The sequence below is a fragment of the Paraburkholderia domus genome, assembly GCF_905220705.1.
Lineage (GTDB): Bacteria > Pseudomonadota > Gammaproteobacteria > Burkholderiales > Burkholderiaceae > Paraburkholderia > Paraburkholderia domus.
On record NZ_CAJNAT010000027.1, the window covers coordinates 1 to 24,469 of the forward strand.

Genomic DNA, 24,469 nt, shown 5'->3' on the forward strand with positions numbered 1-24,469 from the left:
GACCGGGTTGGCATGCGCCAGCCTTATTGAGGCTTGAGCCGTATGCGGGGAAACTCGCACGTACGGTTCTTAGGGGAGGACGCGACGGCAACGTCGCGTCCTTACCCGACTTTTTCCACGCTATGTCGGCTCACCTGAAAAACGTTGAGGCAATACACCCAGGCCTGTGGCGCGCGTCACAGCTTGGGCGTGCGCTCGGCGTCACTGTCGATACCGGCTACCCTGCGCTGCTGCAACAGGACGTGGACGTGATGTCGAACCTGTTTGCATTCTGCGTGGCCGCGACGGGAGACAGCATCAGTCCCGTTGACCGGGCGCACCCGGTCAACGAAGTGGCGAACACGCTGGAACTGAACTTCACGCACTACTGGAAGCCAACGCGTGCAGGGTAATTCGAGCACGTCCCGAAAGATCGTATCGTGACCGTTGTAGGCGAGACAGTTTCGCCGCAGGCCGCAGGCGAACTGCGCGGGATGAGAAAGGGAGATGCCGCTGCTGCCGCCGAGCTTCGCATGGCGGACTCGGGCTGGTTGCCGGAAGTGCTGCGTAACCGTGAGTTGCCGAAACACGTCACGTACGGCCATTGGGAGGATGACGGGGAAAGCGACGCCGACAGCAAGCAGGATGAGTGCAACGACGGCGATGCGGAGGAAGCCGAAGCCGCCTGAGCCGTGATGCACTTTGCGTAAGTGCAGGCATGTCACATGCCGCCGTCCGGGCGAAAGTCCGGGCGGTTTTTTGCATTACGAGTACTGCACAGGAAAAAAGAAGCCGGTACGCAGATCGACTTTCCGAGGCTCCTGCCGCGTGCCTTTTTGGACCAGGCAGCTGCACGACGATTATGCCGGGCCGCGCGCGTGGCCAGCCCGCGTTTTGCCAAACAGAATGTAACTGCGTGGTGCGGACCAAGGTGACATGGCGCGCGCCGCGCGCCCGTATCGAGGGTCGTGGGGACCCATGCAGGATGCATGGGGAGCGGCCCGACCCGGCGCAGTGCGGCGGGGCGATGCGGCTCAGGGTTTCGCGTGCCGAGGATATTTTTTCTTGAGCGCGTCAATATCGGCATTGCTCACGCGAGGTTCGCCGTACTGTTCGGCGTAGAGGTGGTTCAACTGCATGCTTGAAAGGTGGGGATTTTCGGATTGCAATTGTTCGAAGGTTTTGATGCGAGTCTGGGCCGGTGCATTGGTCGTGGGAGGCGCAGGCTTGTGCGCTTCGAGAGGGGCTGTCGCCAGGGAGGCTGTGACGGGGGGCGGGGCGCCGGGGCGGGCGGCCGCAGCGCCTGATTTGCTTCCCGAACCGGGCGTAGAGGCGATCTTTCGAAGCCTGTACAGGGTTCCGTGAAACGTCCGAAGGGAGATATCGAGTCCCTGTTCGCGCAAGGTATTCAGGATATCAGCGGCGGGAACGCGAGCGGCGAGCGCCGCCTCGATGTCCGGAAGGAGGGCCTTGAGATGCGAAACCTTGCTGCGTTTCGGGCTTGTGCTGGCAAGGCGGCGCAGCGCGGAAGCAAGCTGTTCGTGATCCATTGGGAAAATGGCGAATAAATGTAGTATGGGCGTAGTATGAATGACGACAGCATGTAGGGGCAAGGTTGTATTGTGTAGTATTCCCATGCAATGCGTGATGTACTGGTGTAGTAGCGCCGAAGAATATGCGTAGGAAATAATGTGTGGCGAAAGCGGGGCGAGGCACGTCGAATATGTTTACGCAACGCTACGCGTTCCGTAAAATATTTCGTGCCAAAGGGGCGAGCCCCTTTGAAACCCCGACGCGATCTACTGCCGCGTCATTCCGGTCGGTGGCTCCGCCGCCGACATTCAGCACTGCCTGGTATGCGTAATGAATACGGAGGTGCAGTCATGATTCCGCGCAGCGAATGGGTGATCCAGCTTGTAGTGGGGCCGCGTGCCGATGAGCGCGGCAGCGAGCCGCGTTATTTGCCGTGGGCAGGCTATACGCGGCCAATGACGGGTGACCAGGCGATGCGCGCGCTGCGCGAGTGCGAGTTGCGGTGGCCGGAATACGAGTTTCGCGCGCATCCGATCGATGACGACGGCAGGCCGTTCGCAATGGTCGGCGCTGAGATCGACGGTGGTCGCTCGAAGGGGCTCTGGTGATGCCAAAGCAAAAAAGCAATGGCGGGGCAGGGCTGGGCAAACCGATCGCGTTCCGTCTGTCGGATGCGGATCGCGATGCGTACCTTGCAAAGGTGGCGCAAAGCGGGATGACGCAGTCGGAGTTTTTCCGGCATGCAGTGCTGACCAACCGTACGCAGGTGATCGCGCGGCCGGTGGCGAGCGGGGATCGCAAGCGGTTGCTGTACATCTTCAACAAGACCAGCAACAACCTGAATCAGATCGCGCACCGTGCGAATTCAGAGCACGTTCGCGGGAAGCTTTCGGAGGCGACTTACGAGCAACTGCTCACGCAGCTGCAGTTGATCGGGCAGTACCTCAAGGCAACACTGAACAAGGTCGACTGATAGCGATGGGAACGGATCCGAAACATGCAGCCATCATGGCGGTGATCGAACTTGAGACGAAGCTGCACTTCGATGGCGGCCACGACGGTGCGCACACGCTGACGCAGACAGACTGCGACAGTGCCCGCGCGTCGGTCTTTGCGGCTGGCCATCTGCTGCCGTCGATCGCGCACAGCACGCTGCTTTTCCACATCGAAAGGGCGGGGCGCTGGCTCGCCGGGCGCGGGACGCAGGGGTAGGACGATGCTCATACGCGTGCGCGGCTATCACGACGGGATCAAGGCGTATCTGGAAAAAGGCCAGAAGCAGGGTCGCGAGATGGAGCGCGACGAGATGGACGAGCGCGTGATCCTCGCCGGGGATCTCGATCTGACGAACGACATCATCCAGTCGATCGACACAGACGCTGAACGCTACCTGCATGTCACGCTGTCGTTCAAGGAAGACGAGGTCGACCGCGATCTGCTGGGTGAGATCGTGCGCGAGTTCGAGGCGTTTGCGTTTGCCGCGTACCGTCGGGACGAATACAACTTCTACGCCGAAGCGCATGTGCCGCGTATCAAGAGCTATGCGGACCGCAAGACGGGCGAGGCTGTCGAGCGCAAAGTTCACGTGCATGTCGTGATCCCGGAAATGAATCTCGTAACGGGCCGACGGCTTGATCCGTTCGGGAAGGTTGACCATAACGAGCGGTATCTGGAGGCCTTTCAGGAGCACATCAACGCGAAGTACGGACTCGCGAGCCCAAAGGACAACCGGCGTGTGCAGTTCACGGACGCGTCCGAAATGATCAGCCGGTACAAGGGCGATGTCTTCGAGGGCGCCAATCGCGAGCTGAAGGCCTCGATTCTTGAGGCAGTGATGACACGTGATGTGACCCGGTATGACGACTTCAGGGCCCTGATCACGGAGTTCGGCGAGACGCGCACACGCAATGCCGGCAGGGAGTCGGAGTACGAGAACGTCAAACCGGCCGGTGCCGCGAAGGGTGTGAACCTGAAGGAGTTCGTGTTCTCGCGCGAGTTCATCGAGCTGGATGCTACGGCCAAGCGTGAGGCGCTCGAATCGAATGTGCATGCGCAGTACGTCGCGCCATGCGTATCGCGCGATACGCCGCGGATCTATCTCGATTCGCTGGAGACGTGGCACGACACGCGCGCGCGAGAGATCAAGTATCTGAACAGCGGTAGCAGTTTTTACAGGACGTATCAGGCCGCGTCGCCGGCGGAGCAGCGGCGCATTCTCGATCACCGCGAACAGCGGTTCTACGATGCAACAGGAGGGCTCAATGAGCGCACACGAGAGCGAACGGAACAGCGCCACGATCGATCCGGATACTGGCGAGATTGGCAGCGAACTGGAGCCGCCGGAGCGGGAGGGCGGGCGCGAGAGCGCGGCGCCGGGCGGGAGCCGGAAAGGGCAGGGCAGTCGCAGCAATGGTGGAACGAGCTCGAACGCGCGCACCGCGAAATCACCGAGCGATGGCGAACCGGAGCGGATCACGACCTTGACGCTCGCTTCGATCGATCCGGCGCGCCGTCCCAATCCGCCCACCGTGTGCATGGCATGCCCGGCCGCGGTGTGGATGGCGACGCCGCGCGACGTCAAGTGCTTCTGCCGCCTGATGCATTACTGGAGCTGGGAAACGAGCAAGCCGAACGAATTGACGCATTGCGATGGTCTGGCGATCGCGAGCGAGCGGGAAGAGAACAGCTAGAAACATCGCTCCCCCGGCGGCGATCGCGCGAAGGTGCCGACGGCGACGTCGATGTGGGCCGCAGTGACGGTGAGATCGGGGATCACTGGCAATGGCCGGGCGGGCCCGATGTCGTTGACAGGTCCGCCGGCGAGCCTGAATGGAAAGCGATCGTCGATCGCATGTTTGTCGCGTGGGACCAGGCGGACGAGGCAGGGCGGACGCGTCTCACGCGCACCGCGGCTGGGAAGTTCATGCGGGCCGGAGGACCGTTCGGGTCACGCGAGCCTTTTAGTCTGAGCCATGCGTCTGGCGGTGGCCGTCTTGCCGCAGGGTTCGGACCGCGTGAGGAGATCCGCAGCCTTGCGGATGTGCAATCGTTCGATGCGATCGAATCGCTGCCTTTCGAGGCTCAAGCAGAGATCCGGCCAACTGATACGCCGCTGCCGACGGACGCGGCGTCGGTCGATTTCAATGCAGGTGCGCGCGCGTCGACGGGCCGGGCCGCCGATACCGTTCGCGACCAGTTTGCCCGTGACCTGTCCGAGGCTCGCACGGCGCGACGTGCCCGGGAGCGGGAGGAGTTCACCGAGATCCGCGTGACGCTCGACGCGGGCCGGCTGCTGGCCGCGCTCGCGCACTCGCACGGACTGTTCGTCGAAAAGTATTCGATCGGTAAAGGCGCGGACGGCGGTGACAGAGTCCAGGCCGGCTCGCGCAATCTGAATGTCTCTGACTTCCTCACCAAAGAGATGAACCTGTCATGGGAGGAGGCGGCGCAGCTGCTGCGCGAGACCTATCGTGCGCAGACAGGACGTGATCCGGAGCATGCACCGAGGCATACGCCTGAACGGGACCTATGGGGCGAGTTCCAGCAATGGCGATCGGCATTCCGGAACGAGCTACGTCGCGCGTGGGATGCGCAGGCCGATCATGAGAGTGAGCGGCGAAAGGCGGTCAAATCTGAGTTCTACAGTGCCCGCAGCGCGCTCATTGAACGCCCGCGCATGGACCTGTCAGGCGTGCAGCGCCGCGAGCAGCTGTCCGCAGCACGTGTTGCACGCCTTGAGGCAGAGGCCGCGCTGCGTGTGCAGATCGCGAAAGAGCGGGATGCGCTGAAGGGTGCCGTAAGCCGGCCGTTGACCGAGCAGTATCGTGACTTCCTGCAGGAGTGCGCTCAGAAAGGCGACGAAAGGTCGCTGCGTGAGTTGCGCCGGATGCGGCAGATCCGCCTGCGGACGAAACGTGCAGACGACGAACGCGCGGTCATTTTCAGTACGCCTTCCCGTGCTGTGGAGCGACCGGCAGCGCACGATCGCAACGAGATCATCTACGCCAGCCCGTCGATTACATACGAGGTGCGGGCCAGTGGTGAGGTCGACTACCGGAAGGACGGCGTGGCGTTCCTCGTCGACGAGGGTCGCACGCTACGGCTGTGGGATAGCGAGCGCGAGGCGGTCGAGATTGCGCTGCGCTTCGCGCAGCAGAAGTTCGGCAGCACGCTGTCACTGTCCGGACCTGATGACTTCCAGGCGGCCGCGGCGCGTGTGGCGGCCGACACACGCGTGCGCATCGTGTTTGAGCAGCCGGAACTGGAGAGTATCCGACAGGTCCGTGTAGCAGAACTCGATGCCAAGGCGCTGGAGCGTCGGGCGGCGCAGCGTGAGCGCGAGACATGGGAGCGCGACGAGTTGCGCGATGCCGTGCGCCATCCGTTGCCACCCACTCCGGAAGGTCCGTCCAATCCAGACCAGGATGCGGCATCGCCTGCTGATCCCGACGCACCCGGCAATGGACCAGATACTGACCGATGAATCATCAAACTGATTCTCGAGCGGTCCCCGTCGATAGGTCGAATTCGCAAACGGAGGGGCGCTTAGTCCGAGCTATCTACCCCTTCATTTGCGGACAACATGCGGATTCCGGAGAAAGCATGCCGCTAGAGACATCTGAAACAGCATTGCGGCACGCGGCTGTCGATTCCGGGCAGCGGCCAGCGGTCAGTCCGGGAAGGCGGGGCAGAGCAGCGGACACGCGCAAGTGACGCGGCCGGCTGCGCGACCCACCTCGCGGATGGCGCGGAGTCTGCAGCGCAGAACCATAGCCGTTGACCTGTCGTTGAGGCAGAAAACTTTGCACGTGCAAAGTCCTCCGGCAAAGCGAGTACCGCACATCCGATCCACGGAAGACGGGTGCCGACATAGGGGGTATCGTGAACCAGCGTAAATGTTTGCCGATTGCGTGGAGGCGCGCCGATCGGGTAGGGTGGGAATCTTCACAACCCGAACACGGACAAACTCATGAATAAGCAGGAACTGGTGGATGCAGTCGCCGCAATGAGCTTGCCCCCGAAAAACGAATCCCTTGCTGAGCAGGTAAACTCAAGCAAGGAGAAGAACAATGACAAGCAAGGCAAAGCGAGCGCAGTACACGCTCGAGTTCAAGCTGGAGGCGGTGAGGCTGGTCAAGGCCGGGCAAAGCATGGCGGCGGTGGCGGCGACACTGGGTGTGATTGAACAGACGCTGTACAACTGGGTAAAGGCTGACCGGGAAGGCAAGCTGGCGGGCGCCGGCGCAAAGCCGGTCAGTCCAGAACAGATGGAACTGGCGCGGTTGCGTGCGGAAGTGGCTCGCCTGAAGATGGAGCGAGATATTTTAGAAAAAGCCGCAGCGTACTTCGCGAAGGAGTCGATGTGAAGTGCGCGTTCATTGACCGGAATCGACACCATTGGCCAGTCTCAGTCCTTTGTGAAGCGCTGGAAATTAGCCCCAGCGGATATCATCAGCGCCAGCAGCGCACCGGCGGCGACAAGCCGCACAGAGGCCGCGTAAGCAACGATGCGTTGCTCGCGCACATCAAGGCCATTCACGCGCAGGTCAAGGGCGAATATGGCTGGCCGCGCATGTGGAAGGAACTGGTTGCACGAGCGGTACGCGTGGGCAAGGAGCGCGTTCGCAAGCTGATGGCGCAGCATGGCATCCGTGCACGGCACAAGCGCAAGTACATCGCGACAACGAACTCGAATCACAACCTGCCAGTTGCGCCGAACTTACTGGAGCGCAACTTCACCGCTACGGCGCCCAACCAGGTCTGGACCACCGATATCACGTACTGTGCAACGGCCGAAGGCTGGGTCTATCTGTCTGTCATCATCGACCTGTTTAGTCGGCAGGTGGTGGGCTGGTCGATGCAACCGCACATGAAAGCTGAGCTGGTCACCGACGCGCTGCGCATGGCGTGGTTCCGACGCCGCCCACAGGCCGGCGTCATCCTGCACAGCGACCGGGGTAGCCAGTATTGCAGCGGCCTGTTCCAGGACACGCTGAAGGCTTACGGCATGCGCTCGTCGATGAGCCGACGCGGCGACTGCTGGGATAATGCCCCGACGGAAAGTCTGTGGGGTTCGCTGAAGGTTGCCCGCCTGCACGGCCGGCACTTCGCAACACGGCGTGCGGCGATGGATGAAATCATCGACTGGCTTGGCTTCTATAATTCGCGCCGGCTACACTCAACGCTCGACTACGTCAGCCCCATGACATTCGAGCAAAACTGGTTCGCGGCTCAGCAGGGCGAAGCCGCATAACTCCCTCAGCTATGGGATTCGTGAAACAGGGGCAAGGTCACAGACGCGCCAGACCAACGGCTTCATCGAAGCCATCAACGGCCTGTTTCAGGCCGCCAAACGCAAAGCACGCGGGTACGCTCGCTTCGAAACCATGCGTACTGTCCTGTTCCTCATCGCCGGGAAACTCGACTTATCGCGCTTTAACGAGCATGCCCGATGAGCCCCGTTACCCACTCCGTTTTCAAAAGAGCCAATTTTTCAACTCACGTTCGTTCTAGACCATAAAATCCTCCGGCAGGGGGTACACATGGGGTTTTTTCGTGGTAAGGAGAGCGGAGGAACTTCGATCGCTATGCAAAGCACTGCTTATATTGCCAGGTCGTAGGATTGATCGGCGCCAGACGGATGAGTTCCGCGAGCACACTTCATGTGTCCTTTGGTGATCATGTGCATAAGCTCAATGCCGGCCAGAAGGATCCGGGCACAGCGAAAAGTCTTGAATCCCAGCATGGGTCGCGTGCGCCGCTTGATCGCCCGATGGTCCTGCTCAACCAAGTTGTTGAGGTATTTGGATTGGCGGATCTTGATGGGCGTTTCACGCTCATCATTGATGGTTTCGAGTGCGTAGAGGAGAGTGAACCAAACCGTGGGAGGTCAATTCACGCCGCTCGGCGCGCACTCGGCGAGTTTGCAGCTGCAGAAGTCTTGGTCAACACGGCAAGTTTCTCAACCGAGAATTCTTCGTTGAGAACAGCAACTCTGACCTGTGCCAGACAGTGCGCTCCCTCGTCCGTCCATCGCATTTGTTGCTTCTTCGCCATGCGATGGCTGACCACCAGGTTCACCGCGGACTCGGCAATGCTGCTGCTGATCGGTAGCCCCTTGTGATAGCGCATGCCATAGTTCACGAGCGTACCGGCGTTGTTCTCGATGTAGAAGTACAGGCGGCGCAGGTTCCAGTACAACGTCGAGTGCTCATAGCCTTCCTTCGCCAACAGCGTGGCATCCAGGGCCTTGATGCGGGACACCGATTGCCGGCCCTTTCCATGCCAAACCAGCCACCTGGCGTGATCGATCTCTGTCTCTACAACGATTCGCTCGTGGGGCTCCATCGTCTGGCTTCCTAACGCCGAGTTCCTGGCAGCCTTGAACTTCATCGCGATGTGAAACCAGTCCAGGATCCTTACCCTGGCGAGCTGGCTGCCGTCCACAGCCTTGCCGAATTCGCCAGCGTCATCGCTGATCACGGTGACTCGCTCGTATGGAGCCACGCCGCTTGCAAAGAGAAACTGGTCCAGCCGCGCGGGCGCCGATGGCACCAGCTTATGCACGTACGCGTAGAGGCGCGGAGTGCGATCAGCAAGAGTTGCACGGCCCGCAACGATGTTGACATGTCGATCCCGCGTCAACTTCTGCGCCCACGGCGATTTCAGCTCCGCAAGGTCGCGCTCCGCCTTGCGGCTCCTGGGGCTGCTGCTGAAGCTCAGCCACGCTGAGTCGACGCTCACGCAGCCGACGGTGGTCGATTCGCGAACCTGCTCTGCGCTGACCGCTTTTGGTCCAGACGCGATATCGCGCTCGATCTGCGCGTCCAGGGCGCTACCGACGGCGAGGATCCGACGGCGAGTACTACCGAAGGAAATCCCTTTGTCCAGCGGAAGGACCTCTCGAAGCAGCTCGGTGGCCTGACGGTAAGGTAGATGGGCGGCCCACTTGGCCTGCAGGTACTCCAGTTCCGGCGTCACACGCTGGTGAACGGCCTTGCACAGCGGACTCACGGAGCGGCGCGGCTGCCCTTGCTTTGCCGCGCAGTTGCACGCCCACAGCCTCGGACTCGGCACGTCGACCTTGCCAAACACGGTTCGCAGCACGATCGAACGGGCGTCCTTGTGCGCTAGCATCGAGCCACAACGGTCGCAAGCCAATTGGCTCTCCATCCACCCGGCAGTCTGCTCCGACACCAGCAACGATTGAATCTCAGCGAGCAAGGCGCGACCTTCGGCAATTGTGAGTCCCAGGTCGGCGACGCTCCGGTCTTTTCGTTCCACAACAGCAACGATCGTCGCTTCAGTCTCACTCGTTTCCCCATCCTCAAGGCGGGCCTCGATAATCAGTCGCATAGCAACTCCGATCGGTTGGCAACGTCGCCAGCGTAGCTGATATGGCCAGCGTGCCGGGCGCGCTCGCTGGGCTCTTCTCGTTAGAAACTTCGCAGATTCCAGGCGCCGTATCCCATCGGGTAAGGCGCCGTCACGCGGTCTATGACGGCGGTCAAGTCGACGGAAATGGCCTCCCACGGTTTGGTTCACTCTCATTGACACTTTCGCTCGGGGGTGGCACCGATGAGTTCGTTGCCTATCGCAACGTGCTCTGCGAGTTGACCGGCGTGCACAAGATCGAGGAGATCGACGTGCACTGAGCCGCGCGCAGGTCAGGAGTCGCACGATCGTCATTCTGGAGCGGCAATGGATACACCGGACCGCCGCCGCCAAGGCATTCGCCAAAAGGCGTTACCGGAGTGCTGCCGCGATCGTAAAGACCCGTCGACGCATTCTGCGACGAAGCCGCGTCGACCTCCGTCAGGGCCGCCAATATCCGGTGAGATGCGTTCACCGCGCGATCGGCAAGGCTCATGGATATTGAGTCGAACGGCAGACGGCACGAGGGGTGCTCGTGCCGCGGGGCCAGCCTTACATTCGGCGAAGCATTATCGCTGGCCGAACTTCCGGCGCGCCATCGTCAGCGACACCAGCGCCATGCCGGCGATTGCGAGCAGATAATAGCTGGGCGACAATTTGGAGCCCGTGCTGGCGATCAGCCACGTCAGGATGAACGGTGCGAATCCGCCAAAAACCGTCACTGCGATGTTGTACCCCAGAGACAGGCCAGTGGTACGCACTTGCACCGGGAAAATGGCAGACATCAATGCCGGCATTGGTGCGAAATAAGCCGTGGCCAACGTGCCGAGAGCGACCTGGACAATCATGAGGGTGCCGACTGTCGGGTGGTTGACGACCAGAGAGAACAAGGGGTAGCACAGCACGGCGGTCAGCGCGGCGGCAACGGTCATGACCCTGGCGGGCCCCTTGCGATCGGCAAGCGCGCCAAAGTACGGGGAAGCCAGGGCCATGATGACGCCGACCACCAAGGTCGCCATGAAACCAACGGTCGCGGGCAGGCCGAGCTGGCGGATCGAATATGTCGGCATGTACAGGGCCAGATAGTTGCCGACCGATCCTAACGCGACGAACCCCACGGTAACCAGTAAGCGCAGCTTCTGTCCCGAGAACATGTCGCTGAGCGGCGATTTCGAGGCTTCGGCCTCACTGAATTCGGGTGTTTCTTCCATGTGACGGCGAATGTAATATCCGACCGGCGCGATCAACAAACCAAAGATGAACGGCACGCGCCATCCCCAGCTCTCCAGTTGAACCTGGGTGAGCGTCGCGTTGAGCACCGCACCGAACAATGCAGCGAGAAGAATCGCGCCCCCCTGGCTGGCCACCTGCCAGCTTGCGTAATAGGCACGACGGTCCGGGGCGTACTCAATCAGGAAAGCGGTCGCACTGCCGAATTCACCACCAGCCGAAAACCCCTGGATGAGCCGGGCGATCAGAATGATCACCGACGCCGCGATGCCAATATGTGCATGGGTCGGCACTACCACGATGATCAAAGTGCCGATCATCATCAGGAAGATCGACATCGTCAGCGCCGCCTTGCGGCCGGCCCGGTCGGCATAGCTGCCCAGCACGATCGCGCCCAGCGGCCGCATCAGGAACGACACGCCAAAGGTGGCCAGCGCCAGCAGTAGCGACGCACTTTCGTTGGTCGTTGGGAAGAACAGTTTGGCAATGATCAGGGCGAAGGTGCCATAGGCGATCATGTCGAACCATTCGAGCGCGTTGCCAATCGACGCTGCGATCACCGCCCGGCGCACCTGCTTGCGCCGCAGCGCGGTGGCAGCCGCGTCGGTGCCGGCGGTCTCCGCGCCACGCAGTAAGGATTTTTCCGTGTAACCCATTTTTATCCTCTGTTTTCCTGGTTGTTGCTTCAACTGCTTTACTGCCCGGCGACGGCCAGGTGGTTCGCCAGCTTTTCCATGAACTGCTCACATTGATGAATTTGCGCCACGGCGACGTACTCGTCGGCACGATGCGCTTGCTCCAGGCTTCCCGGACCGCAAATAACCGCCGTCATGCCGGCCCTCTGGAACATGCCCGCTTCCGTGCAATACGCCACCTTCTGCGTGCCGCGAGCGCCTGTCAGCGCCTGCGCGAGTTGTGCAATCTCAGCGTGGGCGGCGGTGTCGAAGCCGGGCACCTCGGCCAGCGTTTCGAGCACGATGTCGGCTTGTGGATGCTCCGCTTTCATCCGATAGCGCAGCTCACCGGTGATATAGCGCCGCAATCCGCCGATGACATCGGGCGCAAGTACCCCCGGAATGGTTCGGAACTCAAAATCGAACTGACAGTGATCCGGAATCGTGTTGACCGACAGCCCGCCCGAGATGATTCCGGTGTTGGCGGTGGTAAAAGGCACCTCGAAGTCGCGGTCAAACGGGCCATCAATGCGGTGACCGTCGGCCATGTCCCGGATATGGCAGATAGCGCGTGCCGCATACTCAATGGCGTTGACACCGCGCGGTGTCAACGACGAATGCGCCGCGTGCCCGTGCACCGTGCAGCGATACAGGTTGCTGCTCTTGTGGGCGGAAATGACGCGCATTTCGGTGGGCTCGCCCACGATGCAACTGTCCGGACGAATGTCCAGCCGCGCCAGTTCGCGAAGCATGACGTCCGCCCCCAGGCAGCCGACCTCCTCGTCGTACGACAGCGCCAGATGCAGCGGCGCACGCAGACGCGTTGACGCGAACGTCGGCAGCATGGCCAAGGCCACGCCGAGAAAACCCTTCATGTCGCAGGTGCCGCGGCCATACAACCGGCCATCGCGGAGGGCGGGCTGGAAGGGATCGCTGCTCCACGCCTGCCCGTCCACGGGTACGACATCGGTGTGCCCGGACAACACGACTCCGCCCTGCGTCTCACCATCGTGCGCAGGCACGGTGACGAAGAGATTGGCTTTTTTTCCGCTTGCATCGTAAATCAGCAGTGGGGCATACCCTGCTGCGCTCAGGTGGTCGCGCACGGTTTCGATCAGTCCCAGATTGGACTCGCGGCTGGTGGTATCAAATCGCACCAGCCGTTCAATCCAGTCCAGAGAACGGGGCAATTCAAGATGACTCATCGGTTCCACTCCAAATCATGAAAATACGCAGCCAACCAGGCTTCGTATCCCCACGTCGACAACTCGAAAGCGCGCTGACTTGAATCCGGCGCAACACTACCGGACCCAAGTCGGTTTTTAAAGCTTCGTGGCCAGATAGCGAGACAAGCGATTCACGCCTTCGTCCAGTCGATCGTGCACGCTCGCGTAGCACCAGCGCAGATAACCTTCGCCTTCCGGCCCGAAAGCAATGCCGGGAGCCAGGCCCAGGCCGCCAGTCGCGGCGAGATCCTTGCAGAACGCCAGGCTGTCGGACACACCGTGAACGCGGAAAAACGTGTACATCGCGCCTGGCGACGATCCCGCCAGTTGGACTTGCGGCACCTCACCCAGACGCAGCGCCAGGTGGTCGCGCGCGAGGCGCAGCCGCGACACGGTCCGCGCGATCACAGGCTCACCTTGCTCAATCGCGCATTGCGCAGCGGCCTGCACAAATCCCGGCGTGCAGGTGTTGCTGTACTCGATCAGCTTGCCGATCTCGGGCAACAGCGCGCGTGGCACCACCAGCCAGCCCACCCGCCAGCCGGTCATCAGCCACGTCTTGGAGAAGGAGTTGCAGCTGACCACGCGGTCGTCTTCCTCGGCGATGTCCAGGAAAGTCGGCGCCACCGTACCTTCATAGTAGTAACGGTCGTACACATCGTCCGAAATAATCCAGATGCCGTGCTTACGGCAATGTGCGAGAACCACCCGCTGATCTTCAGCGGACATGACCCAACCAGTGGGGTTGTTCGGCGAATTCACCAGCAATGCGCGTACGCCGGGCTTCAATGCGGCCAGCAACGCGTCGACATCCAACCGCCAACCGGTTTTGGAGAACGTCAGGCCGACGGTGTTGACCTGTGCCCCGAGCACCTTCGGCATCTCGACCAGGTTGGGCCAAAGCGGCGTCACTGCAACCACATGATCGCCGTTCCCGACGATCGCCTGCACGGCGGTCATCAACGCCGACGTACCGGAACTGGTGACTGCGATGTTTTCGACGTCACGCCGACCATGCATGGCGCTCACATAGCCGGCGAGGCACTCGCGCAACGACGGGACACCCAAGGTCTGCACATAAAACGTCTTTCCTGCGGCGATCCCGGCGATCGCGGCGTCCCGGAAGGCTTGCGGTGTCGGCTCATCGGGCTCGCCGAACCAGAACGGCAACACATCGGCGCGGCCCATGGCCGCGTTAGCCACTTCGCGTATCTTGGAAGAGCGCAAGGCCTGCACGCTCGGGCGTGCACCCAGCCCCGACCAGTCGGGGGAATTGTTTGACATCATGTCTACGGCGCTCTGAGGGGGAGGAGGAAATCGATCGGCAAACGGCTTATCGGCATGCCGCGCTGAACTGCGCGCGCGCCTGACGGACACCGTGCGCCAGCCACATCACATCCGAGTGCAGGGCGATGAACTGCACGCCTTGCTTGCGATACGCAGCGGCTTCTTCGGCACTGCCGGCAAATATGCCGACCGCCTTGTTCTCGGCCTCGCAGGCCGCAATCACGACGGACACCGCCTCAAGGACGGCGGGATGACCGGTGTCGCCCAGGCGTCCGAGGCTGGCTGCCATATCGGCGGTTCCAATAAAGAGGCAATCGGCGCCCGGCAGCGCGGCGATTTCCTTGACGTTGCGCACCGCCTCGGCGGATTCGATTTGCAGGATCGCGCACGACTGCGCGTTCGCCCGGCTGACGTATTCGGGATTCTGTCCGTAGGTGCCGGCACGCACCAGACCAGCGACACCGCGCGTTCCGCCATTGCCGTTCGACGGGAAACGCATTGCGGCAATCGCGCGCTGTGCGTCTTCGACGGTATCGATATTGGGGAAGACCACCGTTTCGACGCCGCAGTCCATCGCGCGCTTGACCAGGATCGGGTCGTTGGCGCTCACGCGCACCGCCGGGTAGGTCGAAGCACCATTCGCGCGTGCGGCATCGATGGCCTGCAATTGCGCCGACAAGCTCACCACGTCGTTGGGCGCGTGCTCCATGTCGACCACCAGCCAATCAAAACCACAATGAGCGACAGTTTCCGCAACCGTCGGGCTCGCCAGCGTCAGCCAGCATCCTTCGGAAGGCGTCCGCGCCAACAATGCCTTCTTGATCGGGTTCGAAATTTCCACAGTGACTCCACGAATATTGACGAATAACAGGGGTATTTCGCGACCTGGTAATCGCTCACACCGTGCTCACAAAATTACAGGGACATAATGGAAAAAGCTTTGGAACTTCTCGCCCAAAAGTGTAATATTTTGGAACGAAATCACGGTAACTACCGAATTCCTGGAATAATCATGCAGAGTAAAAATTTCGATCGCACCGACATGGAAATTCTGGCCGCATTGCAGGGAAACGGACGACTCTCCAGCGCCGAACTCGCCGAGCGTGTCTCGCTCACGCCGTCGCCGTGCTGGCGGCGGGTGAAGCGCCTGGAAGATGAGGGGGTAATACGGGGCTACCGCACCGAGATCGATGTCAGGAAGCTCGGTTTTAACGTCACCGCCTTCGTGCTCATTTCACTCGATCAAAAGGCGGCGGAACGCGTCAAGGCGTTCGAGGATGCCGTCAAGCGCGTTCCCGAGGTCTTGTCGTGCCATTGCGTTTCGGGTCGCTACGATCATCAGCTCACGGTAATTGCTCGCGACCTCGATGCCTTCGGTGAGTTGACACGATACGTACTGGGTGCGCTACCCGGCGTCAAGGAGGTCTATACCTCGTTCGTGCTCAAGGAAGTCAAGGGCTCCGGGCACGCGATATCGTTGCCGGCGGAGTAAGCGCGGGTCGGGCGATCTGGGCGACGCCGATCCGGGCGTTCTCTTCGGCCTGTTCCACCCAAAGTCGGAGCAGATTTGCGTTCAACTTGTGGAGCAGGGCGATAGCTGCGAGCGACACGCCCGGTCCTGACAAGCCATAACAACCCGAGCCGACCATACACAAGCGGAACCTGACCGGCAACCGGTCACTCGGATTACGCCGGACGCAACGAGTCGGAACGAGTCACCAACCGCCGGGTTAGCCATTAAGCAAAGTACTCCGAGCCTGCCGCCGCGCGAGCCCCATCCTGGCCATACCGAGGCAACTCCACAGAAGCCACAACGCCTGGCTGACAGCGGCCGCAAAATTAAAGTGAAACATCAGCGAATAGAGCAGGCAACAAGGACGACGAGAATATCAATATCACTGAATCCCGGATTCAGGCGATCGAGGAAGACGCGCGAACCCGGCTCTTCGTCGGTGAGATGATGGAGAGGTCTGCGCCACGGCACTGGTCTGTCTTTGTACGGATGTAATGTATTCCAGCCAGCCTTTTGCGGTGGTCGAGAATCTCGTTGTCGATGAGAAAAATCGAGGAGATGGAATCGGACAAGCCTTGTTAACAGAGGTCGAGGCAATTTTGCCTGGCGCGGAACTGTTCGAAGATCATGTTGTTGAGTTGGGTGGAGTGCAGTTAAAACCGGAGGCAGCCGGTGAGGCAGAGTAGCGATATATTTGTTGCCTTACGATCAATTGCGGAGGCTATCATGCGGATGATCATCGAGGCACGAATTGACGACGGCGTTGGCGGCGGCGAGGCAATACGATTGGCTGAATTTGAACGGCTCGTCGGCGATCTGAAGCAACTGGGCCTAAACTTGGCTGAAGGCAGAAGTTTGGTACACGAGGCGCAGCGTGCATTGGTCTGCGCACAGACTCGTGTTGTTGTTTCGGCTTCCCTGAATTGCCCGCAGTGCGGCAGGGCATTATCGATCAAAGCGACCCATGCAATTCGATACCGAACGGTTTTCGGCAAAGTAACGATCGACAGCCCGCAGCTGTGCGTCTGCGAGTGCGTTCAAGACCAAAGCGCAAAATCGTTCAGCCCGCTCGCATTAGCGATGCCGCTGCGTGTCAGTCCTGAGCTCGAATACTTGCAAGTCAAGTGGGCAGCGCATCTTCCCTATGCGGTGGCGACGACGTTGCTAAAAGAGATTTTGCCGGTCGATCAAACGATCTCCACCTCAGGATTGAGGAATCGCGTATGGACGGTCGGCCAAGAACTCGACGATCACGCCGAAAGCGCGATTCGCGGTGAACGAGACTATCCGCCGACCGATAGCAACGTCAAGATAACCGCTCTTGCGGTGGATTCTGCATGGCTGCGCCACCGGCCTTCTCGTAAAGAACAGGATGAAGCCAAGCTCTGGCAGTACTACGCTTCGAAGCGCCCACCGCCTACCGGGCGACACGTGAACATCATCGCCGGCCGTGCGGTTCGCGACGATGGCCGTTGCAAAGTTTATGGATACGTCAATCGGGAGGTCACATCGGCCGCGACCCGACTTGATCATTTTCTCTCGGAGCAGGGCGTCGCGAATGATCAGAAAATCACGATCGTCTCTGACGGCGCAGGCGAATTTGAGAAAGCCGTCGATGGATCCAAGAGGTCGTTGAATCGGATTTTGGATTGGTTTCACATTGCCATGAAATTTCGCGCGATCGAGCAATCGGCACAAAAATTTCCTCACCTGTTGGCGCCAAACGGGCACCCTGTACAAGACGAAATCGCGTCGGCGAAATGGCTGACATGGCACGGCAAGGGTTCCAAAGCCGTCGAAAGACTCAAGCGCATCCATGACATGTTCGGACTCGTACCGGAAGACTCGGCGCACATGGCTTTGTGGTGGAATCTACGAGGGACGTATTGGTACCTGGAATCCAATTGCCAATACCTGGTCAAATACGGATGGCGCTATCGGCACGGCATGCCAATCAGCAGCAGTATCGCGGAATCGGCGGTCAATGAAGTCGTGAGCTTGCGCTGTGCGAAGAAGCGGCAGATGCGCTGGACCAACAAGGGCGCGCACCTGCTCGTTCAGGTTCGGGTCGCCGTGCTAAACGGGGATCTAAAAATGCGGGAAATGCCGGAACCACTGCAATTCTTCGCAGAGCGGAAACGTGATGATCGCTGCCAACGTGTTGCCTAGCGCTGCCTCCGGTTTTGACTGCACTCGTTAAATTCCCGCAGCGCTTGCAGCGCGCACCAGTAGATGATGGTGAAAGTGTGTGCGTAACGGCAGCAACGATCGCTGCATTAGCCGTGTGCTAAGCCGGTGGCCGTCCAGCGTCCTTTTCGATCAACACCTGATTGACCACCTCGAGGAAAGCCTGCACGAGCCGCGCAGCCTTACGCTCGGCGAGGCAGGCGACGTGTGCGTGGGTGACCACCTGCTCGCCCTGGATCGCCAGCTTGCGCAGTCGCGAGTCGTCAACATGTTCGCGCTCCGACACCGCCGCTATACCGAGCCCCAGTATGACCGCTTCGCGCACGGCCTCCCGGCTGCCCACTTCCAGCGAAAAGTTTGGCTCGATGCCGTGCTGGCGTAGTGCGTTTTCCAGCGCCTTGCGGGTGGTGGAACCCGGCTCGCGCATGATCGTGGGCTCATCGCGAAGCTCTTCCAGGCGGACGCTGCGCCGGCGCGCCAGCCGATGCGTCGCTGGAACGATGATGACCAGCGGGTGCTTGCGATAGGGCACGTAATGGAGCAGGGGGTTGGCGCCGTATTGCGCCAGCACGGCGACGTCCGTTTCATACGACAGCAGGCCACGCACGGTTTCCTCCGAGTTGCCGAGCCGGATCGATACGTGCAATCCCGGATAGCGAAGATGGAACGCCGCGACGATTTCCATTGCATGAAGTGGCCCGACGGCGCCCACGTGGATGATTCCGGTGCTCAGGCCCGCCGATTCCTTCAGAAAGTCGATGGCCTCCTGTTCGTTGCCGAACATCCGCTGGGCGATCGCGAACAGGGTTTCGCCGGCTGCAGTCAACACGATCCGGCGGCCGCTGCGATGGAACAGCTCCACCCCGTAGCTTTCCTCCAGATCCCGCACCTGCGTGGTAACCGTCGGCTGGCTGACGTGCAGCGCCCGCGCTGCGGCCGTCACGCTGCCGTGCTTGCCGACGGCATAAAACGAGCGCAATTGAGTGAGTCGCATAGATTGATTGAATACATCGACAGAAATATTTGTATTTTTACTATACACAGATATTTCCCATAATTCATCCGTAACGAACACTCACCTAATGAACACCCACCAAACGAGGGGAGACGATGAACGGTGTTTTCTGGAATCCTGTAGAAGTGAATTTCGGTCCCGGCTGTATCGAGCGGCTACCCGAGATTCTCAATGGCCGCCGCGCCGTGGTTGTGACGTTTCCGGAGGCGGCGCAGCTCGGGCTCGTGCAGCGTGTGCGCGAGTTGTGCGGTGACAGCGTGGTTGCGGTGATCGACGACGTACAGCCGAACCCGGACGTCACGCACCTTGCGGGGATGTACCGCGATTTCTGGCAAAAGCACGCGGAATGCCCTGTCGTCGTCGCGATCGGCGGCGGCAGCGTACTCGACACGGCGAAAGCGCTGATGGTCGGAACGCAAAGCAATGAGTTCGATGAATTACTGACCCTGCTCGACACGGGCAAGCCGTTCACACCGCCGCGCGTGAAGTCGCTGATCACGGTGCCGACGACCGCAGGCACCGGCAGCGAAGTGACGCCGTGGGCGACGATCTGGGATCGCACGATCAAGCAGCGCAAGTATTCGCTGCAGCTTCCGCAGACGTGGCCGGAAGCCGCGATCGTCGATCCGGATCTCACGCTGTCACTGCCACATTCGGTCACGGTGCAAAGTGGTCTCGATGCGCTGTCTCACGCGCTCGAAGCCATATGGAACGTCAACGCGAACCCGATCTCCGATGAATTCGCCGTGTCCGCCGCGCGCGACATGCTGGCCACGTTGCCGGCGCTCGCCGCGAATCTGCAGGACCGGAAGCTCCGCGAACAGGCTTCGCTCGCCGCGCTCAAGGCCGGGCTCGCGTTCTCGAATACGAAGACCGCCCTGGCTCATTCCATTTCGTATGAGATGACGATCCATCACGGGTTGCCTCACGGAATTGCCTGTTCATTCACGCTGCCGATGGTGCTGGACCTCGCGCTTGGAAAGAGCGCCGCGCGTGACGCGGTGCTCGCGAAAGTCTTCCCGTGTCCGCTGGCTGATGCGCGCGACTACCTGACCGGCTTTCTCGAAGCGCTCGGCGTGCGTACCTCGTTTTCAAGCTACGGCGTGAGCGCCGAGGAGTCGGACCGGATGATCGCGCATGCATTGAGCGGTCCGCGCGGACGAAATTTCATCGCGGCAGCGGCCTGACGTTCGGGCACCGGCGAGACAACGGGAACAGCATCGCCGTACGGTGAGAGAGGGGGAACAGAGACATCCGGTTTCGCGCCGGCGCATCTTGCAGCACAACAGAAGCCGCATGAACGGCAAGTGCAGGGGCAGCGGACGTCACACGGCGTCACGGGCCCGGCAACTATCAGGAGACAAGCAATGGAAGCAGTGGATATGGCAGGAGGCCCGGCAGCCAGCGTCGACACCAGGTCTGTGAAGTCGGTTGCCCTGGCCAGTCTGATCGGCACGACCGTCGAATGGTACGACTTTTTCCTCTACGGCACGATCACCGGACTCGTATTCGACAAGCTCTTCTTTCCGACCGGAAACGCTTTCGTTTCCACCATGCTGGCCTATACGGTGTACGCGGTCGGCTTTGCTACACGGCCGCTCGGTGGCGTGATCTTCGGCCATTTCGGCGACCGGTTCGGACGCAAGCCGTTGCTGGTGCTCACGCTTTCCATCATGGGCGTGTCCACGTTTCTGATCGGGATACTGCCAACCTATGCATCGATCGGCATCTGGGCACCGGCCTGTCTGTTGCTACTGCGTCTGCTGCAAGGCATCGGGCTGGGCGGCGAGTGGGGCGGTGCAGTGTTGATGGCGTTCGAGTACGCGCCTCGCAAACAGCGTGGTCTGTACGCGTCCTATCCGCAGATCGGGCTCGCAATCGGGCTGTGCCTGAGCAGCGGCGTGGTGGCCGCACTGACGACCTGGCTGACGCCTGACGCCTTCCTGCAATGGGGCTGGCGGGTCGCCTTCATGGCCAGCATCCTGCTCGTTGCCGTGGGCATGTTTATCCGTCTGCGCATCGTCGAAACACCCGCATTCACGAAGATCCGCGACACGCATGCGGTCGCCAAAGTACCGGCGCGCGAGGTATTCACCGACTACCGCGGCAATGTGCTACTGGGCTGGGGCGCGCGCTATATCGACGGTGTGATTTTCAACACGTATGCGGTGTTCTCGCTGAGCTACCTGATCGGCATCCACCACTATGCGAAGTCGGCGATCCTCGTGGCCGTGACGCTTGCCGCTTTTGTGCTGATGTTCATGATTCCGCTCGCGTCGCGTCTGTCGGACCGGATCGGCCGCCGCAAGGTGTTCGGCTGGGGTGCGCTGGCCTGTGGCCTGAGCGCGTGGCCGGCCTTTGCGGTCTTTCATTACTCCACCAGCCTCACTGCCGTGACGGCCACCATCGTGATCGTGATCGGTGTGATCTACGCGTTCGTCTACGGGCCCGAGGCTGCGCTGTTCTGCGAACTGTTCGATACGCGGGTGCGCTATAGCGGCATCTCGATCGTGTACCAGGTATCCGGCATTGTCTCCAGCTCGATCACACCGCTCGTCGCAACCGCGCTTCTGCACTACGGCAATCTGCAGCCGTGGTGGATTGTGCTCTACATCGCGTGTGTCGGGCTGCTCAGCTCGGTTTGTACGTACTTCATGCGGCGCACGTTCTGACTATCTGATCTCCAGGGGAATTTGACATGAATCCAGTTTCAACCATCGACGTCAACGGCCGAAGCTATCGCTTGCCGCGCCGGCCGACCGTTGTCGTGTGCATTGACGGCTGTGAGTACGACTATCTGTATCGGGCCGCCGCAGCGGGCGCCACGCCGTTCCTGCGCGAGGTGCTCGAAAATGGCACGGCGCTCTCCGCGAAATGTGTGATGCCCTCCTTCACCAACCCGAACAACCTGTCGATCGTGTGCGGCGCACCGCCGGCCGTGCATGGCATCTGCGGCAACTATTTCTACGACCGCGATGCCGACGAAGGCCGCGGCCGTGAGGTGCTGATGAACGATCCGCGCTATTTGCGGGCCGGCACCCTGCTGGCCGCTGCCGCCGAAGCGGGCTCCCGCGTCGCTGTGGTCACCGCGAAGGACAAGTTGCGCGCGCTGCTCGGCCACGGCCTGAATGGCATCTGTCTATCGGCAGAAAAGGCAAACGAGGCCACTGTCGAGGCGAACGGCATCGACCGGGTGTTGGAACGCGTGAACATGCCGCTGCCCGATGTGTACAGCGCGGCACTTTCCGAATTCGTCTTCGCGACCGGCGTATGGCTGCTCGAAAACGATCGCGTAGATCTGATGTATCTGTCGACGACCGACTACGTTCAGCACAAGTTTGCCCCGGGCACCGACGGCGCGAACGCGTTTTACGCGATGATGGACCGGTATCTGTCGCGCCTGCACGAGCTGGGCGCCGTCATTGGCATCACGGCGGATCACGGGATGAATGCCAAGCACGATCCGAAGACGGGCGAGCCGAACATCATCTATCTGCAGGACCTGCTGGACGACTGGTTTGGCCGCGGTGTCAAGGAGGGCGGCCCGCGTGTGATCCTGCCGATCACGGACCCGTACGTGCGCCACCACGGGGCGCTTGGCTCTTACGCGACGGTCTATCTGCCGGACGGAGACGACGGCGTCGCGCTGCGCAGGCGGCTGGCGGAATTACCGCATATCGAGGCGGTGTTGACCCGCGAAGAAGCGTGCACACGCTTCGAATTACCACCCGACCGGGTGGGCGATCTCGTCGTCATCAGCGACAAATCCTGGGTGCTCGGCAGCAGCGCCGCGGCGCACGATCTCTCGGGGCTGACGGTTCCCTTGCGCTCGCATGGCGGCTTGTCGGAGCAGACCGTGCCGCTGCTGTTCAACCGTCCACTTGCCGGCACGCTCGAAGGCCGGACCTTGAGGAATTTCGACGTATTCGATATCGCGTTGAATGCACTTCAGGAACAACCCGCCGTCGCACCTTTTCCGGAGCAGCACGCATGAACACCATCGATCTGAAATCGCAGCAGTTCCGTGAAGAAGCGCTGCGTATCGACGGCAAGAAACTGATACGCGACCGCGTGATCGAGGTGACCAACCCTTACACAGGGGACGTAGTGGGCACCGTGCCGAAGGCATCGGTCGACGACGTACGTGCGGCATACGACGCGGCGAAGCGTTACAAGCCGACGTTGTCACGCTTCGAGCGCGCGTCGATCCTCAACCGTGCCGCGGAACTCCTGCGCAGCCGCACCGAAGAGGCCGCCACGCTCATCACGCTCGAATCGGGTCTGTGCATGAAAGACTCGCGCTACGAGATCGGGCGCGTGGCCGATGTGTTCAACTTCTCCGCGAACGAGGCGTTGCGCGACGACGGCCAGGTGTTTTCCTGCGATCTCACGCCACACGGAAAGAAGCGCCGCGTGGTCACGCAACGCGAGCCGTTGCTGGGTGTCATCACTGCCATCACACCGTTCAATCACCCGATGAACCAGGTGGCGCACAAGATCGCGCCGGCGATCGCCACCAACAACCGTACCGTGCTGAAGCCGTCGGAAAAGGTGCCGCTATCCGCGTACTACCTGGCGGATTTGCTCTATGAAGCAGGCCTGCCGCCGCCGATGCTGCAGGTCGTGACCGGTGATCCTACGGAGATTGCCGACGAGCTGATCACGAACCCGAACGTCGCGCTGGTGACGTTCACGGGTGGCGTCGCCATCGGCAAATACATTGCCGAGCATGCAGGCTATCGACGCGTAATTCTCGAGCTGGGCGGCAACGATCCGCTGATCGTGATGGACGACGCCGATCTCGACCGCGCGTCGGACCTTGCGGTGCTCGGTTCGTACAAAAACTCCGGGCAACGCTGCACGGCCATCAAACGGATTCTGGTGCACCGGACGGTGGCGGATCAGTTCACTGACCTGGTGGTCGAGAAGACCCGGGCGTGGAAATGCGGTGATCCAGTTGACGCGAACACTGACATGGGTACGGTCATCGACAAAGCGGCCGCATCGCTGTTCGAAGCGCGTGTGAATCAGGCAATCGCGCAGGGCGCACGCCTGTTGATCGGCAACGAGCGCCAGGGCGCGCTCTTCCCACCGACGGTGCTGGATCGCGTTACGCCCGAGATGGAACTCGTTGCACAGGAGACGTTCGGTCCGGTCTCGCCAATCATTGCCTTCAACGACCTTGACGACGCCATCCGGATAGCCAACGGTACCGCGTATGGCCTGTCGTCCGGCGTCTGCACGGACAGTCTCGAGAACGTCACGCGTTTTGCGAATGAACTCAATGTGGGGACCGTCAACGTCTGGGAAGTTCCCGGCTACCGGATCGAGCTGACGCCGTTCGGCGGCATCAAGGATTCGGGACTGGGCCATAAGGAGGGTGTCCAGGAGGCGATGAAGAGCTTCACGAACGTGAAGACCTTTACGCTGCCTTGGGGCTGACAACAAGCGA

General features: G+C 61.0%; 20 protein-coding genes and 4 pseudogenes. 15 read left to right on the top strand and 9 right to left on the bottom strand.

Going from position 1 to position 24,469, the window contains the following annotated elements:
* Window positions 1-392, top strand: a pseudogene (locus tag KHO31_RS39525) (hypothetical protein); the annotation flags it as partial.
* A gap of 27 nt (window positions 393-419) precedes the next feature.
* A complete protein-coding gene (locus tag KHO31_RS39530) occupies window positions 420-668 on the top strand; it encodes a hypothetical protein (protein ID WP_236071548.1) in 249 nt (82 codons plus the stop codon).
* Window positions 669-1,013: 345 nt separating this feature from the next.
* Here KHO31_RS39530 and KHO31_RS30795 read toward each other — a convergent pair whose 3' ends face one another.
* Window positions 1,014-1,529 (bottom strand): hypothetical protein, encoded by a 516-nt coding sequence (locus KHO31_RS30795; protein WP_201084359.1) that lies wholly within the window; start codon window positions 1,527-1,529, stop codon window positions 1,014-1,016.
* Window positions 1,530-1,862: 333 nt separating this feature from the next.
* Between KHO31_RS30795 and KHO31_RS30800 the strand changes: the two genes are divergently transcribed.
* From KHO31_RS30800 to KHO31_RS30825, 6 genes and pseudogenes are all read left to right on the top strand, one after another.
* The gene (locus KHO31_RS30800; RefSeq protein ID WP_201084360.1) at window positions 1,863-2,120 is read left to right on the top strand and encodes a hypothetical protein; all 258 of its coding nucleotides are present in this window, start codon (window positions 1,863-1,865) and stop codon (window positions 2,118-2,120) included.
* Window positions 2,120-2,485, top strand: a complete 366-nt coding sequence (locus tag KHO31_RS30805) for a plasmid mobilization protein (RefSeq protein ID WP_201084361.1) — start codon at window positions 2,120-2,122, stop codon at window positions 2,483-2,485. Before KHO31_RS30800 ends, KHO31_RS30805 begins: the two co-directional genes overlap by 1 nt.
* 35 nt (window positions 2,486-2,520) lie before the next feature.
* The gene (locus tag KHO31_RS30810) at window positions 2,521-2,724 is read left to right on the top strand and encodes a hypothetical protein (protein WP_211624840.1); all 204 of its coding nucleotides are present in this window, start codon (window positions 2,521-2,523) and stop codon (window positions 2,722-2,724) included.
* Between the two features lie 4 nt (window positions 2,725-2,728).
* The gene (locus KHO31_RS30815; protein ID WP_211624843.1) at window positions 2,729-5,995 is read left to right on the top strand and encodes an LPD7 domain-containing protein; all 3,267 of its coding nucleotides are present in this window, start codon (window positions 2,729-2,731) and stop codon (window positions 5,993-5,995) included.
* A 586-nt stretch (window positions 5,996-6,581) separates the two neighbouring features.
* Window positions 6,582-7,765 (top strand): IS3 family transposase gene (locus tag KHO31_RS30820; protein ID WP_211624845.1). Its coding sequence is split into 2 segments (ribosomal slippage): window positions 6,582-6,840 and window positions 6,840-7,765, totalling 1,185 coding nucleotides; the frame shifts between segments, so codons are not numbered across the junction.
* Between the two features lie 31 nt (window positions 7,766-7,796).
* Window positions 7,797-7,967: pseudogene (locus KHO31_RS30825) on the top strand (transposase); the annotation flags it as partial.
* A gap of 146 nt (window positions 7,968-8,113) precedes the next feature.
* Here KHO31_RS30825 and KHO31_RS30830 read toward each other — a convergent pair.
* The 6 genes and pseudogenes from KHO31_RS30830 to KHO31_RS30855 all read right to left on the bottom strand — a co-directional run.
* A pseudogene (locus tag KHO31_RS30830) lies at window positions 8,114-8,359 on the bottom strand (DDE-type integrase/transposase/recombinase); the annotation flags it as partial.
* A 47-nt stretch (window positions 8,360-8,406) separates the two neighbouring features.
* The gene (locus KHO31_RS30835; RefSeq protein ID WP_211624847.1) at window positions 8,407-9,867 is read right to left on the bottom strand and encodes an ISKra4 family transposase; all 1,461 of its coding nucleotides are present in this window, start codon (window positions 9,865-9,867) and stop codon (window positions 8,407-8,409) included.
* 587 nt (window positions 9,868-10,454) lie between these two features.
* Entirely contained in the window at window positions 10,455-11,771 is a 1,317-nt protein-coding gene (locus KHO31_RS30840; RefSeq protein ID WP_211624849.1) for an MFS transporter, read from the bottom strand.
* 38 nt (window positions 11,772-11,809) lie between these two features.
* On the bottom strand, window positions 11,810-12,994 hold the full coding sequence (argE, locus tag KHO31_RS30845; RefSeq protein ID WP_211624851.1) for an acetylornithine deacetylase: 1,185 nt from the start codon (window positions 12,992-12,994) through the stop codon (window positions 11,810-11,812).
* A gap of 117 nt (window positions 12,995-13,111) precedes the next feature.
* Window positions 13,112-14,299 (bottom strand): pyridoxal phosphate-dependent aminotransferase, encoded by a 1,188-nt coding sequence (locus KHO31_RS30850; RefSeq protein WP_211624853.1) that lies wholly within the window; start codon window positions 14,297-14,299, stop codon window positions 13,112-13,114.
* Between the two features lie 49 nt (window positions 14,300-14,348).
* The gene (locus tag KHO31_RS30855; protein ID WP_211624855.1) at window positions 14,349-15,143 is read right to left on the bottom strand and encodes an HpcH/HpaI aldolase family protein; all 795 of its coding nucleotides are present in this window, start codon (window positions 15,141-15,143) and stop codon (window positions 14,349-14,351) included.
* A 171-nt stretch (window positions 15,144-15,314) separates the two neighbouring features.
* Here KHO31_RS30855 and KHO31_RS30860 point away from each other — a divergent pair, with 171 nt between their 5' ends.
* Window positions 15,315-15,794 carry an Lrp/AsnC family transcriptional regulator gene (locus tag KHO31_RS30860; RefSeq protein WP_211624857.1) on the top strand — a complete coding sequence of 160 codons (480 nt, stop codon included), beginning with the start codon at window positions 15,315-15,317 and terminating at the stop codon, window positions 15,792-15,794.
* 238 nt (window positions 15,795-16,032) lie between these two features.
* On the opposite strand, the gene KHO31_RS40140 is transcribed toward KHO31_RS30860, so the two are convergent.
* Window positions 16,033-16,170 (bottom strand): CBU_0592 family membrane protein, encoded by a 138-nt coding sequence (locus KHO31_RS40140; RefSeq protein WP_456238763.1) that lies wholly within the window; start codon window positions 16,168-16,170, stop codon window positions 16,033-16,035.
* 100 nt (window positions 16,171-16,270) lie between these two features.
* Between KHO31_RS40140 and KHO31_RS30865 the strand changes: the two are divergent.
* Both KHO31_RS30865 and KHO31_RS30870 read left to right on the top strand, forming a co-directional pair.
* Window positions 16,271-16,501: pseudogene (locus KHO31_RS30865) on the top strand (hypothetical protein); the annotation flags it as partial.
* A 40-nt stretch (window positions 16,502-16,541) separates the two neighbouring features.
* A complete protein-coding gene (locus KHO31_RS30870; RefSeq protein WP_211624874.1) occupies window positions 16,542-17,984 on the top strand; it encodes an ISKra4 family transposase in 1,443 nt (480 codons plus the stop codon).
* Window positions 17,985-18,102: 118 nt separating this feature from the next.
* On the opposite strand, the gene KHO31_RS30875 is transcribed toward KHO31_RS30870, so the two are convergent.
* The gene (locus KHO31_RS30875) at window positions 18,103-18,996 is read right to left on the bottom strand and encodes a LysR substrate-binding domain-containing protein (protein WP_211624876.1); all 894 of its coding nucleotides are present in this window, start codon (window positions 18,994-18,996) and stop codon (window positions 18,103-18,105) included.
* A gap of 116 nt (window positions 18,997-19,112) precedes the next feature.
* Between KHO31_RS30875 and psrA the strand changes: the two genes are divergently transcribed.
* From psrA to phnY, 4 genes are all read left to right on the top strand, one after another.
* Window positions 19,113-20,204, top strand: a complete 1,092-nt coding sequence (gene psrA / locus KHO31_RS30880; protein WP_211624878.1) for an iron-containing alcohol dehydrogenase PsrA — start codon at window positions 19,113-19,115, stop codon at window positions 20,202-20,204.
* Window positions 20,205-20,384: 180 nt separating this feature from the next.
* A complete protein-coding gene (locus tag KHO31_RS30885) occupies window positions 20,385-21,689 on the top strand; it encodes an MFS transporter (protein ID WP_236071552.1) in 1,305 nt (434 codons plus the stop codon).
* 26 nt (window positions 21,690-21,715) lie between these two features.
* The gene (phnA, locus tag KHO31_RS30890; RefSeq protein ID WP_211624880.1) at window positions 21,716-23,011 is read left to right on the top strand and encodes a phosphonoacetate hydrolase; all 1,296 of its coding nucleotides are present in this window, start codon (window positions 21,716-21,718) and stop codon (window positions 23,009-23,011) included.
* Window positions 23,008-24,459: a phosphonoacetaldehyde dehydrogenase gene (gene phnY / locus KHO31_RS30895; RefSeq protein ID WP_211624882.1), complete on the top strand. Its 1,452-nt coding sequence runs from the start codon at window positions 23,008-23,010 to the stop codon at window positions 24,457-24,459. Before phnA ends, phnY begins: the two co-directional genes overlap by 4 nt.
* The last annotated feature ends 10 nt before the right edge of the window (window positions 24,460-24,469 follow it).